Origin of the sequence: Janthinobacterium agaricidamnosum, from assembly GCF_003667705.1 — a bacterium.
Lineage (GTDB): Bacteria > Pseudomonadota > Gammaproteobacteria > Burkholderiales > Burkholderiaceae_D > Janthinobacterium.
Map to the genome: position 1 here is coordinate 6,124,657 of NZ_CP033019.1, position 14,565 is coordinate 6,139,221.

Below are 14,565 nucleotides of genomic sequence, written 5' to 3' on the forward strand. Positions count from 1 at the left end.
AACAGTGGAAAAATTGATTGGAGAGATTATCGCCCAGCCCCTAAGATAAACGCCGAGCATGCGAACGACATGCAAGCAGCACAAAAAATATCAATACAATATCTGGAGATTCATGATGCGCAACGCCACCGGCCCGCTCGCGGCCACTTTCCCTCGTCCATTCATGTTGAAGGCAGCCGTCGCGGCATTGGCCGGTATCGGCTTGCTGAGCACGGCTTCGGTCCGGGCGCAGGAGGCGGTGGCGGCCGATGCCGGTGCCGAGCCTGCCGCGGAAGTGGCTGTCGTGACCGTCAGCGGCGTGCGCCGTTCGGCGCAGAACTCGCAGCAGATCAAGATGCGCTCGGACCAGGTCATCGATTCCATCGTCGCCGACGACATCGGCAAGTTCCCTGACAATAACGTGGCCGAGACCCTGGCGCGCATTTCCGGCATCCAGATCCGCCGCGATTCGGGCGAGGCTAGCGCCGTCATGATCCGCGGCTTGCGCGATGTCACGACCCTGCTCAACGGCCGCGAGCTGTTCACCACGACGGGCCGCTACGTCAACCTGGCCGACATTCCTGCCACGATGCTGCAGCGCGTCGACGTGTACAAGTCGCAAGGCGCGGACCAGGTCGAAGGCGGCGTGGCCGGCATCATCGACGTGCGCACGAATCGCCCGTTCGACTTCAAGGATTTCACGGCCAGCGTCAACACGCGCGCCGTCTACAGCGACAAATCGAAAGCCACGGACCCGAACATCAGCGGCATGGTGGCGAACCGCTGGAAGACGGGCATCGGCGAAGTGGGTGCCTTGCTGGGCCTGTCGCAGCAGCAGCACCGTTACCACGAAGAACGCGCGTTCAGTACGGCGCCCGTGGATAAAAGTTTCCTGTCGCCGGGCTTGACGGGGCCGGACCAGGTGGGTTTGTTGCCGATCAAGGGCGACCGCCGCCGCACGACCGCCAATGCCGTGCTGCAATGGCGTCCGAACGCCGACGTCGAACTGTACGCCGAAGGCATGGCCACGCGCTTCCTGCTCGACGCCGAGTCCGACTACTTTGTCGGCTTGCCGTGGTGGGGCACGCCCGTGTCGGCGACCAAGATTCCCGGCAGCAACCAGCTGCAAACCCTAACCTCGACCAACGTCAACACCATCATGTCGACGCAGGCGAACAAGAACCAGACGAAGACGCACCAGTTTGCCGTGGGCGGCTTGTGGGATATCAACCCGGAATGGCGTTTCACGTCGGAAGTGGCCAGCACCAAAAGCACTTATGCGTGGCGCAATCCGATTCTCGACGCCATCACCGTCGTGCCGAACGCCACCATCAATACCAACCAGAACGGCACCCTGCACGTCGACTACACGGGCATCGATCTGCAAGACCCGTCGAATTATTATTTGAAGGGCTTTTTCGACCGCTACGGCAAGGACCAGGGCAGCTCGAACGATGTGCGCGCCGACCTGGCGTACACGCCGAGCGCCGGCGGCATCTTCAAGGAAATCAGCGTCGGCGTGCGCGGCGTCAAGCGCGAAGCCGAATCGATCAAGAGTTTCGAGGGCAATGCGGAAGCACCGGACGTGTCCGGCGCCGCGTTTCCGTTCAGCCGCCAGAGCGTGACCTCGATTCCGGGCCTCAATTGCCTGTCGGAACCGATGTCCGGCGGCGGCCCCGATTATGGCTTGAAGCAATGGTACACGCCGTGCGCCAGCTTCCTGCTCAATAACACGGGTACGATCCGCCAGGCCGTCACGGGCAGCAGCGCGGCGCGCGCCATGGACCCGGGCTCGTTCTTCAAGGATACGGAAAAGACGTATTCGATCTATACCAAGGCGAAGGTCGCCTTCAAGCTGGGTGCCTACCCCGTCGATGGCACCGTGGGCGTGCGCGTCGTGCGCACGGAGCAAAGCTTGCAAGGCAACAGTTCGCAGGATGGCGTCTACACGCCCGTCATCAGCGACACGGCCAGCACCGACGTGCTGCCGAGCGTGGCCCTGAAAATCAAGCTGCGCTCCGACCTGGTCGGCCGCTTCGCTGCCGGCCGCACCATCAGCCGCCCCGGCTTTGCACAGCTGAACCCGGGCGTGGCCCTCGTCAACTCGACGGAAACGGTGAAGGCGACGGGGGCGGGCGGCAATCCGAACTTGAAACCGGTGACGGGCGACAATGTCGATGCGGCCTTGGAATGGTATTTCGCGCCGGCCGGTTCCGTCACGGCCACCGTGTTCCACCACAAGTTCGACGGCTATATCCAGCAACGCATTGCCAGCGAAACCATCGGTGGCAAGACCTACGACGTGGACCGTCCGTACAACACGGCCGCCGGCAAGCTGCAGGGCCTGGAAATCGGCTACCAGCAGTTTTATGACGGCTTGCCCGGCATCCTGAGCGGCCTGGGCCTGCAGGCGAACGGCACCTACATGAGCGGCACCACCGACGACGAGACGGGCAGCCATGCCATCACGGGCGTGTCGCGCTACTCGTACAACCTGGTGCTGCTGTATGAAAAAGATGCGTGGTCGGGCCGCCTGGCCTACAACTGGCGCTCGAAATTCATCGACAGCTACAACCAGGGCGGCCCCGGCCTGGACTTGAAAGTGGCGCCGACGGCCCAGCTCGACGGTTCGCTGTCGTACAAGATCAACGAACAGTTCACGGTGACCCTCGATGGGAATAACTTGCTCGACACCAAGTTCAAGGATTACTGGAACGAGCCGGGCGTGTATGCGCGCGATACGCGGCGCTATGACCGGACAGTTGGCGTATCACTGCGCTGGAAAATGTAAGTTGATCACATCGTAAAAAATCAAGGGCGTTGCATGGTTTCGGCCGGCAGCGCCCCTTGCGTTGCAGTTTGGCAGTCAGACACGATTCATCATCAAAAGAATGGACGGAAAGCATGGAGACGCAAAAATTATCCACCGTTGAAAAGGTCGGCTTCGGCGCCGGCGACATGGCGCTCAATGTCGTCATCTCGTCGATGATGTTGATCATTACCTTTTTCTATACCGATATCTATGGCTTGAAAACCACGGACCTGGCACTGCTGTTCGTGGCCGTGAAAGTCATCGGCGCCATCGCCGACCTGGTCATGGGCCAGATCACCGATCGCTACAGCTTTGCCTCGGGCCGCTACCGCCCGTATCTGCTGTGGCTGGCCGTGCCGTACGGCGTCAGCGTCTTCTTCGTCTTCAGCACGCCCGAGTGGCAGTATGACGCCAAGCTGATCTGGGCATATTCGACGTATATCCTGATGACCATCATGACGGCCGGCGTGGGCATCCCCTACATTTCCCTGATCAGCGGCCTGACCAGCGACCCGCAGGACCGCCTGTCGGCCAATGGCTACCGCCTGTTCTTCGCCAAGATCGGCGCCTTCATGGTGACCATCGTCGTGCCGATCCTGTCGCAGCGCTGGGGCGGCGGCAACCCGGCCGTCGGCTATCAGGCGGCCATGGCCGTGATGGCCGTCATGGGCGTGGCCCTGTTCCTGTTCTGCTATTTCTCCACCACCGAGCGCGTGGTGCACGTGGTGGAAAAGCAATCGTTGCTCGACCAATTGAAAGTGCTGCTGCAGAACGACCAGTGGCTGGTGCTGTGCGGCGTGTGCGTCACGGGCACCATCGGTTATGTGGTGCGCGGCTCCGTCGCCATTTATTACGCGAAATACTATCTGGGCGGCAATACGGAAACGGTGGCCGCCTTTTTGACCACGGGCGTGGTGGCCGCCATTCTGGCCATGATCGCCTCGACCTGGATCACCAAGTTCTACTGCAAGGTCAAGCTGTTCCGCTACACGCAGATCGGCGTCGCGCTGATCAGCCTGGCCATCTATTTCTTCGTCAAACCGAGCGACACCGTGCTGGCCTTCGCCCTGTATTTCCTGCTCTCCTTTGTCGTGGACTTGCATGCGCCCGTGTTCTGGTCGGCCATCGCGGAAACCATCGATTACGGTCAAGTCAAGACGGGCAAGCGCGTCTCCGGCTTTGCCTTTGGCGGCATTTCCGTCTGCCAGAAGGCGGGCATGGCGGTGGCAGGTGGCCTGGTGGGCGTGCTGCTCGCGTATTTCGACTACCAGCCCAACCATGAGCAAACGCAATTCGCCCTGAACGGCATCGCACTGATGCTGTCGATCATCCCCGGCTTCTTCCACTTGTTGATGGGCTTGCTGATGTTCAAGTACCGCATCAGCGACAGCTATTACACGGGTGTGAAAGTGGAAATGCACAAGCGTGGCTTTGTTGCCACGTAAGAACAATTGAATGGAGTAAGCAACATGGCAGACGTCTTGAAACCGCTGATCGAACAGCGCGCCGACCCGCATATCTACCGCCACAGCGACGGCTATTATTACTTTACGGCGTCCGTGCCGCAGTACGACCGCATCGAACTGCGCCGCGCCGACAGCATCGCCGGCCTGGCCGACGCGCAAACGGTCGACGTGTGGCACAAGCCGGACACGGGGCCGTACAGCGAACTGGTGTGGGCGCCGGAGCTGCACTTCAACCAGGGCGCCTGGTATGTGTATTTCGCCGCCGCGCCGAGCCGCGAAATCAAACATAAACTGTTCCAGCACCGCATGTATGCGATCCGCAATGCCAACGCCAACCCCTTGGAAAGCGAGTGGGAATTCATGGGCCAGATCGATACGGGCATCGACACCTTCTGCCTGGACGCCACCACGTTCGAACACGACGGCGTGCTGTACTACCTGTGGGCGCAGAAGGATGTGGCCATCGAGGGCAACTCGAACCTGTACATCGCACCGATGGCCACGCCGTGGCAGCTGGCCGGCCCGCCCGTGATGCTGAGCAAGCCGGAATTCGACTGGGAAATCCGCGGCTTCTGGGTCAATGAGGGACCCTCCGTGCTGAAACGCAATGGCAAGATATTCATCAGCTATTCGGCCAGCGCCACCGATGAAAACTATGCGATGGGCCTGCTGTGGGCCGATGACACGGCCGACCTGCTCGATCCGGCAGCGTGGACGAAGTCGCCCGCGCCTGTGTTTGCCACCTGCTACGAGCACGGCATCTACGGCCCCGGCCACAACAGTTTTACCACGGCCGCCGATGGCGATGGCGTATTGCTGGTGTACCATGCCCGCACCTACACGGAAATCGTCGGCGACCCGCTGTGGAACCCGGACCGCCACACGTTTGTCAAACCGCTGCGCTGGGATGCGCAGGGCATGCCCGTGTTTGGCCGCTCCTCGACCCTGTAACTCCGGACCCGACGCCATGACCCCAGTTGATTCTGTTTCAGTGACGCAAGCGCCGTTCGGCGTCCTGCCCGATGGCCAGCAAGTGACGGCCTTTACCCTGACGAACCGCCAGGGCATGCAAGTGAAAGTGCTGGACTTTGGCGCCATCATCAGCGAAATCCACGTGCCTGACCGCGATGGCCGCTTTGCCGACGTGGTGCTAGGTTTTGATCGCCTCGAGCCGTATCTGGCCAACAGTGCGTTTCTGGGCGCCGTTATCGGCCGTTACGGCAACCGCATCGCCGAGGGCCGTTTCAGTCTCGACGGCAAGGAATATCAGCTGGCCGTCAACAACGCACCGAATCACTTGCATGGCGGCAATCAGGGCTTTCACCAGGTCATGTGGCAGGCTGAACCGTTCACGAAGGACGATGCCGTGGGCATCACGTTCACGCGCAGCAGCCCGCACGGTGAAGATGGCTACCCGGGCAAGCTCGACGTCACCTTGACCTATGCACTGGACAACGACAATGCGCTGAGCCTGCGCTACCACGCCGTCACGGACCAGGCCACGCCCATCAACTTGACTAACCACAGCTATTTCAATCTGGCGGGGCAGGGCACTATCCTCGGCCACGCGCTGTCCGTCAACGCGGACCGCTACCTGCCCGTCGATGCGGGGTCTATCCCCACGGGGGAACTGGCGGACGTGGCGGGCACGCCGTTCGACTTGCGCCAGAGTACCGTCATCGGCGACAACATAGCCCTGCCGCATGAACAGATCCGCATCGGGCGCGGCTATGACCATAACTTTGTGCTCAATCAAAAGCCGGGCCAGCAGCTGAACCTGGCCGCCACCGTGCGCGATCCCGCCTCGGGTCGGGTGATGCAGGTGTACACGCAGGAACCGGGCATCCAGTTTTATTCCGGCAATTTCCTCGACGGCAGCCAGCACGGCAAGCAGGGCCCCATCCTTTACCGCGGCGCGCTGTGCCTGGAAACCCAGCATTTCCCGGATTCGCCGAACCAGTCGCATTTCCCGAACACCATTTTGCGCCCGGGCGAGGTGTATCAGACGGAAACGGTCTATCGGTTTTCCGCAGAATAATCGTCGCAGACCCCAAAAACCTTCCACGCCCTGCCGCCATGCGCCCGCAGGGCGTTTTCATTGGGGCATGCCGATATCGTTTTCGATATCGGAACGCATTAAAAATTGATTGGAAAGGCATGGCAGGATTCTTTAGTATTCCAACATCGCTGCCCGGGCCGACGACCTTAGATCCGGCATGGCACAACCAGGAGAATGGCATGTCTGAGACAAAAAAGAAGGTAGCCCTGCGCTCGGCCGAGTGGTTCGGCTCGCAGGACAAGAACGGCTTCATGTACCGCAGCTGGATGAAAAACCAGGGCATACCTGACCACGAATTTCACGGCAAGCCCATCATCGGCATCTGCAATACCTGGTCCGAACTGACGCCCTGCAACGCGCATTTCCGCCAGCTGGCCGAACACGTCAAGCGCGGCATCCTGGAAGCGGGCGGTTTCCCCGTGGAATTCCCCGTCTTCTCGAACGGCGAATCGAATCTGCGCCCGACAGCCATGCTGACGCGCAACCTGGCCTCGATGGACGTGGAAGAATCGATCCGCGGCAATCCGATGGACGCCGTCGTGCTGCTGGTCGGCTGCGACAAGACGACACCGGCATTGCTGATGGGCGCGGCCAGCGTCGACATTCCCACCATCGTCGTCAGCGGCGGCCCCATGCTGAACGGCAAACTCAATGGCAAGGACATCGGTTCCGGCACGGCCGTATGGCAGCTGCACGAGCAGATGAAGGCGGGATCGATCACCTTGCACCAGTTCATGTCGGCCGAATCGGGCATGTCGCGCTCGGCCGGTACCTGCAACACCATGGGCACGGCTTCGACGATGGCCAGCATGGCCGAAGCGTTGGGCACGTCCTTGCCGCACAACGCGGCCATCCCAGCCGTCGATTCGCGCCGCTACGTGCTGGCGCACATGTCGGGCATCCGCATCGTTGAAATGGTGCACGAAGACCTGCGCCTGTCGAAAGTGCTGACGCGCGAGGCGTTTGAAAACGCCATCAAGGTCAACGCGGCCATCGGCGGCTCGACCAATGCCGTGATCCACCTGAAGGCGATTGCCGGCCGCATCGGCGTGCCTTTGGAACTGGAAGACTGGACCAAGACGGGCCGCGGCACGCCGACCATCGTCGACTTGCTGCCGTCGGGCCGTTTCCTGATGGAAGAGTTTTACTACGCGGGCGGCTTGCCGGCCGTGATACGCCGCCTGGGCGAGGGCGATTTGCTGCCGCACAAGAACGCGCTGACCGTCAATGGCAAGTCGCTGTGGGACAACTGCGTCGAAGCGCCGATCTACAACGATGAAGTGGTGCGCACCCTGGACAATCCATTGCTGGCCGATGGCGGCATTTGCGTGTTGCGCGGCAACCTGGCACCGCGCGGCGCCGTGCTGAAACCGTCGGCCGCCTCGCCGCATTTGATGCAGCACCGGGGCAAGGCTGTCGTGTTCGAGGATTTCGAGCACTATAAATCGCGCATCCTCGATCCGGATCTCGACGTCGACGCGAACTCCGTGCTGGTCATGAAGAACTGCGGCCCGAAAGGTTATCCGGGCATGGCGGAAGTGGGCAATATGGGCTTGCCGCCGAAACTGCTGGCGCAAGGCATCACCGACATGGTGCGCATTTCGGATGCGCGCATGAGCGGCACGGCCTACGGCACCGTCGTGCTGCACGTGGCGCCGGAAGCCATGGCGGGCGGCCCGCTGGGCATTGTGCGCGACGGCGACATGATCGCCCTCGATTGCCACGCCGGCAGCCTGAACATCGACATCAGCGACGCGGAAATCGCCGAGCGCCTGGCGGCCCGCGAGCTGGGCAGCGCGCCCGGACCGAAGAGCGGCTACCAGCAGCTGTACATCGAACACGTGTTGCAGGCCGATGAAGGCTGCGATTTCGACTTCCTGGTCGGCAATCGCGGTTCCGCCGTGCCGCGCCACTCACATTAAGCGGAGACCATTATGCTGTTGCTGCAATTTACGAATGAACATGGCGGCCGCCTGGTCGGCCTGCTGCAAGACGACCAGATCCGCGTCATTGAAGGCTACAACACGACGTATGCGCTGGCGCAAGACGCCATCCGCAAGCGTATCAATCTGGCGGAACTGGTCAACGCCAGCGTCGGCAACGCCACGCATGCGTATGCGGACGTGGCCGCCAGCGGCCGCCTGCTGCCGCCGCTCGACCATGCCGACGAGGCGCACTGCTACGTGACGGGCACGGGCCTGACCCATTTGGGCAGCGCCGGCGCGCGCGACGCCATGCACAAGAAGATCGGCGGCGACGCCGAATCCTTGAGCGACTCGATGAAAATGTTCCGCCTGGGCGTGGAAGGCGGCAAGCCCGCTGACGGCACGGCCGGCGCCCAGCCCGAGTGGTTCTACAAGGGCGACGGCTCCATCGTGCGCGCTGGCGGCCAGCCGCTGCGCATGCCGGACTTTGCCCTCGATGGCGGCGAAGAGCCGGAAATCGCCGGCCTGTACGTGATCGGCGACGACGGCCAGCCCTACCGGGTCGGCTACGCCATCGGCAATGAATTCTCGGATCACGTGACGGAACGCCAGAACTATCTGTACCTGGCCCACTCGAAGCTGCGCGTCTGCAGCGTGGGCCCGGCCCTGCTGGTGGGCGAATTGCCCGCGCACATAGACGGCACCTCGCGCGTGCTCGACGCGGCCGGCAATGTGCGCTGGGAAAAAGCGTTCGTCAGCGGCGAAGACAATATGTCGCACACGATCGCCAACCTCGAGCACCATCACTTCAAGTATCCGCTGTTCAAGCGCCCTGGCGACGTGCACGTGCACTTCTTCGGCACGGCCACCCTGAGCTTTGCCGATGGCGTGAGCGTGGCGCCGGGCGAAACCTTTGAAATCGAAGCGCCGGCCTTTGGCCCTGCCTTGCGCAACCGCCTCGACGTCTTCCCAACCGAATTTGCGAAAGTGAGCACATTATGAGTTTCAATATCACCGGTGATGCATTGATCGGCGGCGTCGCCGTCAAGGGCAATGGCGGCTCCTTCGAAGCGTGGGACCCGGCCGCGCGCGCACACATCGCGCCCGCCTTCCACATGGTTGACGTAGCGCAAATCGACGAAGCTTGCCGTCTGGCGCAAGCCGCGTTCGACCCGTTCCGCGCCACCAGCGATGCGCAGCGCGCCGACTTCCTCGACACCGTCGCCGCGCAAATCGGCGAACTGGGCGATGACTTGATCGTGCGCGCCATGACGGAAAGCGGCTTGCCTCGCGCGCGCCTGGAAGGCGAACGCGGCCGCACCGTCGGTCAATTAAAACTGTTCGCCGGCTTGCTGCGCGAAGGCTCGTGGACCGATGCGCGTATCGACAGCCCGCTGCCGGACCGCGTGCCGCCGCGTCCTGACTTGCGCTTGCGCATGATCGGCCTGGGCCCCGTCGCCGTGTTTGCGGCCAGTAACTTCCCGCTGGCCTTCTCCGTGGCCGGCGGCGATACGGCCTCGGCCCTGGCTGCCGGTTGCCCTGTCGTCCTGAAAGCCCATTCGGCCCATCCGGGCACGTCCGAGCTGGTGGCGCGCGCCATCGTGAAAGCGATTGCCATCTGCAAGCTGCCGGCAGGCGTGTTTGCCTTGCTGACGGGTACGGGCAATGGCATCGGCCAGGCCTTGGTCGCCCATCCGGCAATTCGGGCTGTCGGTTTCACGGGTTCGCGTTCGGGCGGCATCGCCCTGATGAAGGTGGCGGCGGAACGTCCGCAGCCGATCCCCGTCTATGCGGAAATGAGCAGCATCAACCCCGTGTTTGTGCTGCCGCAAGCCCTGGCCGCCCGTGGCGCGGCCATTGCCAGCGGTTTTGCCGCGTCGCTGACGATGGGCGTGGGCCAGTTCTGCACCAATCCCGGCCTCGTGCTGGGCCTGGAAGGTGCCGACTTCACGGCCTTTGCCGCCGCCGCCGCCGAAGCGCTGGCGCCGGCACCGGCCGCCACCATGTTGACGGCTGGTATCGCCAGCAGCTATGCCAAGGGCGTCGCCGCGCTGGCGCAGCACGCCGATGTGACGCCGCTGGTGCAAAACACGGGCGAGGAAGGCAAGGGCGCCGCCGCCCTGTTCGTCACCTCGGGCGAGGCCTTCCTGGCCAGGCACGATCTGCGCGACGAAGTGTTCGGTCCCGCCTCCCTGCTGGTGGCGTGCCGCGACATGGAGCAAATGCTGGCGATCACGGAAAGCCTGGAAGGCCAGCTGACGGCCACTCTGCAGATGGATGCGGGCGACCTGGAAGACGCGCACCGTTTGCTGCCCGTGCTGGAACGCCGCGTGGGCCGCATCCTGGCCAACGGTTTCCCGACGGGCGTGGAAGTGTCGACGGCGATGGTGCACGGCGGCCCGTTCCCGGCCACCTCGGACGGCCGCAGCACCTCGGTAGGCACGGCGGCCATCAACCGCTTCCTGCGCCCCGTGTCCTACCAGAACCTGCCGCAGGACTTGCTGCCGGAGTCGCTGCGCGATGATAATCCGCTCAGTATCTGGCGCCGCAAGGACGGCGTGTTGGGCAAGGAATAACAACACGGCGAGCCGCATATCGAATGCGGTACGCTGTGGTGCACGTGTACATAAAAATAAACAGGTGGAGACAAGATGAAGCAATTGGCGAAATATGGCAGCTTGCAGGGCAAGCGCGTGTTCATCACGGGCGGCGGCAGCGGCATCGGCGAATCCCTGGTGGCGGAGTTTGCCGCCCAGGGCGCGCTGGTGGCGTTTGTCGACATCGCCGTGGAAGCGAGCGAGGCCCTGTGCCGCCGCCTGGCTGAAGCGGGCCTGACGGCGCCACTGTTCCGCCATTGCGACATCACGGATATTGCTTCCCTGCAAGCCGTCATGGCGGAACTGGCGCAGAAGCTGGGCGACTTCGATATCCTCGTCAACAATGCCGCCAACGACCAGCGCCACCAGGCGCAGGACGTCACCCTGGAATACTGGAACGAGCGCATTGCGATCAATCAACGTCCCATGTTCTTCACCTGCCAGGCCGTGTTCGAGGGCATGAAGCGCAGGGGCGGCGGCTCCATCATCAACGTCAGCTCGATTTCCTGGCACATGAAGTCGGGCGGCTATCCTGTGTACGCCACCACCAAGGCTGCCGTTGTGGGCCTCACGCGGGGCCTGGCGCGCGATTACGGCGCTCACAATATCCGCGTCAACACGGTCACGCCCGGCTGGGTCATGACGCAGCGCCAGATCGACCTGTGGGTCGACGACGCGGCCGAAGCGGAAATCAAGAAAAGCCAGTGCTTGCCCAATAAACTGATGCCACAGGACATCGCCGCCATGGTGTTGTTCCTTGCATCGGACGACGGCGCGATGTGCTCCAGTCAAGAATTCATCGTCGACGCCGGCTGGGTCTGACAAAACGTCCAGGGCGTTGTTGCAGCGTCTCGCCGTACTAGCGTACTGTCTTCGACGCTGCGCCTAGCCCTGGGCGTTTTGTCGGCTGCGGACTGATCCGCGGCCAAACCGCTACCTCCATTGCAGCACCGCTCCTGCCGCCCCAACCCCGCGGCAGGAGAGGCATCGTCACATCCAGATTGCGCCGGGGTTGACCCCGGCCCTTGCTTTTCACTAAAAAACAGGAGACAGCATGAAATTCATCCATACCAGCATCGTGGCCCTCAGCCTGGCCATGGCCGTCGGCAGCGCTTTTGCCGCGCCCGTCAATGTCACCATCGACGTGGCCAGGCCCGGTTCCGTGATCAACAAGAACATCTACGGCCAGTTCGCCGAACATCTGGGCACCGGCATCTACGAAGGCATGTGGGTGGGGCCGGAGTCCAGCATTCCGAACACCAAGGGCTGGCGCAATGACGTGCTGGGTGCGCTGAAACAGTTGCACGTGCCGCTGGTGCGCTGGCCGGGCGGCTGCTTTGCCGATGAATACCACTGGAAGGATGGCATCGGCGCGCGCGCCCAGCGCCCGACCAAGGTCAACACCAACTGGGGCGGCGTGGAAGAGTCGAACGCCGTCGGCACGCATGAATTCTTCGACCTGGCCGAGTTGCTGGGCGCGCAGACCTATATCAACGGCAACCTCGGTTCCGGCACGCCGCAGGAAATGTCCGAATGGCTCGAATACATGACGTCGGACAGCAAATCGACCCTGGCCGAGTTGCGCCGCAAGAATGGCCGCGCGCAGCCGTACAAGGTCGATTACTTTGGCATCGGCAATGAAGCGTGGGGTTGCGGCGGCAACATGCGCCCGCAGTACTATGCCGACCTGTACAAGCACTATCACACCTTCATGAAGACGCCGGAAAGCGCGCGCCCGAAATTCATCGCCAGCGGCGGCAATGACGACGACATCAGCTGGTCCAGCACCCTGAGCCGCGAGATCAAGCCGAACATGATGGATGCCATCAGTTTCCACTACTACACGGTGCCGACCGGTGTGTGGGAAAAGAAGGGCGCGGCCACGGGCTTTGGCGAAAATGAGTGGATTTCCACCCTGAGCCGTACCCTGCGCATCGATAGCTTGATCAAGAACAATCTCGCCGCCATCGACAAGAACGACCCGTCGAAAAAGACGGGCCTGTACGTCGATGAATGGGGCACCTGGTACGACGTGGAGCCGGGCACCAACACGGGTTTCCTGTTCCAGCAAAACAGCTTGCGCGATGCGCTCGTCGCCGCCCTGAACTTCAATATCTTCCATGCCCACGCGGACAGGGTGCGCATGACGAATATCGCGCAAATGGTCAACGTGCTGCAGGCCATGATCATCACGGACAAGGACAAATATTTCCTCACGCCTACGTATCACGCGTTTGAAATGTACGTGCCGTTTCAAGATGCCACGTCCTTGCCGGTTGCCATTAGCGGCAATGGCAAGTACAGTCTGGGCAAGGTCAGCATTCCCGAAGTGAGCGCCTCGGCCGCGCGCGGCAAGGATGGCAAGGTGTACTTGTCGCTGGTCAACACGAACCCGCACAAGGCCGTCGACGTCAGCGTGGCCCTGGCCGGCAAGCCGGCGGCCAAGGTCACGGGCCGCGTGCTGACCGCCGGCAAGATGGATGCCGTCAACAGCTTTGCGCAGCCGCAAGCCGTGCAGCCGGTGGCGTTCAATGCCCAGGCGCAGGGCGGCAAGCTGACCGTGTCGGTGCCCGCCAAGGCGGTGGTGGTGGTGGCGGTCGAGTAAACCTGCCGATTTTGAGGTATCCAGCCGGCCCGCATGACGGGCCGGCTGGCCATGTGGAGAACACGATGCAATTTTCGACAATGATGGCCTTGGCGGCCATGCTTGCCTTCAGCCCCGTCCAGGCGGCCCAGGTCAGCGTGCACGACCCCGTGATGGCCAAGGAAGGCGACACGTATTATTTGTACAGCACGGGTCCCGGCATCACCTTCTACAGCTCGAAGAATATGCGCGACTGGCAGCCGGAAGGGCGCGTCTTCGCGGGCCAGCCGACCTGGGCCAAGACGGCCGCACCGTCGTTTGACGATCATATCTGGGCGCCCGACGTGCAATTCCATGACGGCAAATATTACCTGTACTACTCGGTGTCCGGCTTCGGCAAGAACACCTCCGGCATCGGCGTGACCGTCAATACCACCCTGAATCCCCGCTCGTCCGATTACCGCTGGGTCGACCAGGGCATGCTGCTGCAATCGGTGCCCGAGCGCGACGAGTGGAACGCCATCGATTCGAACATCGTCACCGATGCCAAGGGCACGCCGTGGATGGCCTTCGGCTCGTTCTGGAACGGCATCAAGCTGGTGAAACTCAACGCGGACTGGAAAACCATTGCGGAACCGCAAGAGTGGCATTCGCTGGCGCGCCGCGTACCGCTGCCGCCACGGGCGGGCGAATTCAAGCCCGCGCCCGAGGAAATCGAGGCGCCGTTCATCTTTCAGCGCGGCAATGAATACTTCCTGTTCGTCTCCTGGGGCTTGTGCTGCCAGAAGGAAAAAAGCACGTATCACCTGGCCGTGGGCCGTGCCAAGAGCGTGACGGGGCCGTATCTGGACAAGGATGGCCGCGACATGGCGCAGGGCGGCGGCACGGTGGTATTGAAAGGCGACAAGGATTGGCAGGGACTGGGCCACAACAGCGCCTACACGTTTGACGGCAAGGATTACCTGGTGCTGCACGCCTACGAAACGGCGGACAACTATTTGCAGAAGCTCAAGATATTGCCCATGACGTGGGACAAGGACGGCTGGCCGCAGGTGGACCCGCGCGACTTGAACCGCTACCAGAGCCGCGAATTGCCGGCCGCCAAACGGTAAACGGACCAGGTGATGGGCGGCAGGTGATACG

The 14,565-nt window shown here is 62.4% G+C and carries 10 protein-coding genes; all 10 read left to right on the plus strand.

Going from position 1 to position 14,565, the window contains the following annotated elements:
* The first annotated feature begins 112 nt into the window (after positions 1-112).
* The gene (locus tag D9M09_RS27650) at positions 113-2,770 is read left to right on the plus strand and encodes a TonB-dependent receptor (protein ID WP_121670836.1); all 2,658 of its coding nucleotides are present in this window, start codon (positions 113-115) and stop codon (positions 2,768-2,770) included.
* Between the two features lie 113 nt (positions 2,771-2,883).
* The gene (locus D9M09_RS27655; RefSeq protein WP_121670837.1) at positions 2,884-4,236 is read left to right on the plus strand and encodes an MFS transporter; all 1,353 of its coding nucleotides are present in this window, start codon (positions 2,884-2,886) and stop codon (positions 4,234-4,236) included.
* A 24-nt stretch (positions 4,237-4,260) separates the two neighbouring features.
* Positions 4,261-5,208 (plus strand): glycoside hydrolase family 43 protein, encoded by a 948-nt coding sequence (locus D9M09_RS27660; RefSeq protein WP_121670838.1) that lies wholly within the window; start codon positions 4,261-4,263, stop codon positions 5,206-5,208.
* Between the two features lie 16 nt (positions 5,209-5,224).
* Positions 5,225-6,295: an aldose epimerase family protein gene (locus tag D9M09_RS27665; protein WP_121670839.1), complete on the plus strand. Its 1,071-nt coding sequence runs from the start codon at positions 5,225-5,227 to the stop codon at positions 6,293-6,295.
* 200 nt (positions 6,296-6,495) lie between these two features.
* Positions 6,496-8,238 (plus strand): IlvD/Edd family dehydratase, encoded by a 1,743-nt coding sequence (locus D9M09_RS27670; protein ID WP_121670840.1) that lies wholly within the window; start codon positions 6,496-6,498, stop codon positions 8,236-8,238.
* Positions 8,239-8,250: 12 nt separating this feature from the next.
* Positions 8,251-9,243: an AraD1 family protein gene (araD1, locus tag D9M09_RS27675; RefSeq protein WP_121670841.1), complete on the plus strand. Its 993-nt coding sequence runs from the start codon at positions 8,251-8,253 to the stop codon at positions 9,241-9,243.
* Positions 9,240-10,817 carry an aldehyde dehydrogenase (NADP(+)) gene (locus D9M09_RS27680; protein WP_121670842.1) on the plus strand — a complete coding sequence of 526 codons (1,578 nt, stop codon included), beginning with the start codon at positions 9,240-9,242 and terminating at the stop codon, positions 10,815-10,817. Before araD1 ends, D9M09_RS27680 begins: the two co-directional genes overlap by 4 nt.
* 75 nt (positions 10,818-10,892) lie before the next feature.
* Positions 10,893-11,660 carry an SDR family NAD(P)-dependent oxidoreductase gene (locus tag D9M09_RS27685; protein WP_099408093.1) on the plus strand — a complete coding sequence of 256 codons (768 nt, stop codon included), beginning with the start codon at positions 10,893-10,895 and terminating at the stop codon, positions 11,658-11,660.
* Between the two features lie 232 nt (positions 11,661-11,892).
* Positions 11,893-13,443, plus strand: a complete 1,551-nt coding sequence (locus tag D9M09_RS27690) for an alpha-N-arabinofuranosidase (protein WP_121670843.1) — start codon at positions 11,893-11,895, stop codon at positions 13,441-13,443.
* Positions 13,444-13,508: 65 nt separating this feature from the next.
* A complete protein-coding gene (locus D9M09_RS27695; protein ID WP_121670844.1) occupies positions 13,509-14,534 on the plus strand; it encodes an arabinan endo-1,5-alpha-L-arabinosidase in 1,026 nt (341 codons plus the stop codon).
* Positions 14,535-14,565 lie beyond the last annotated feature (31 nt).

Bases quoted from the DNA above. Each gene is read 5' to 3' on its own strand.
- D9M09_RS27650 (WP_121670836.1), top strand. From the start codon at position 113: ATGATGCGCAACGCCACCGGCCCGCTCGCGGCCACTTTCCCTCGTCCA.
- D9M09_RS27655 (WP_121670837.1), top strand. From the start codon at position 2,884: ATGGAGACGCAAAAATTATCCACCGTTGAAAAGGTCGGCTTCGGCGCC.
- D9M09_RS27660 (WP_121670838.1), top strand. From the start codon at position 4,261: ATGGCAGACGTCTTGAAACCGCTGATCGAACAGCGCGCCGACCCGCAT.
- D9M09_RS27665 (WP_121670839.1), top strand. From the start codon at position 5,225: ATGACCCCAGTTGATTCTGTTTCAGTGACGCAAGCGCCGTTCGGCGTC.
- D9M09_RS27670 (WP_121670840.1), top strand. From the start codon at position 6,496: ATGTCTGAGACAAAAAAGAAGGTAGCCCTGCGCTCGGCCGAGTGGTTC.
- araD1 (WP_121670841.1), top strand. From the start codon at position 8,251: ATGCTGTTGCTGCAATTTACGAATGAACATGGCGGCCGCCTGGTCGGC.
- D9M09_RS27680 (WP_121670842.1), top strand. From the start codon at position 9,240: ATGAGTTTCAATATCACCGGTGATGCATTGATCGGCGGCGTCGCCGTC.
- D9M09_RS27685 (WP_099408093.1), top strand. From the start codon at position 10,893: ATGAAGCAATTGGCGAAATATGGCAGCTTGCAGGGCAAGCGCGTGTTC.
- D9M09_RS27690 (WP_121670843.1), top strand. From the start codon at position 11,893: ATGAAATTCATCCATACCAGCATCGTGGCCCTCAGCCTGGCCATGGCC.
- D9M09_RS27695 (WP_121670844.1), top strand. From the start codon at position 13,509: ATGCAATTTTCGACAATGATGGCCTTGGCGGCCATGCTTGCCTTCAGC.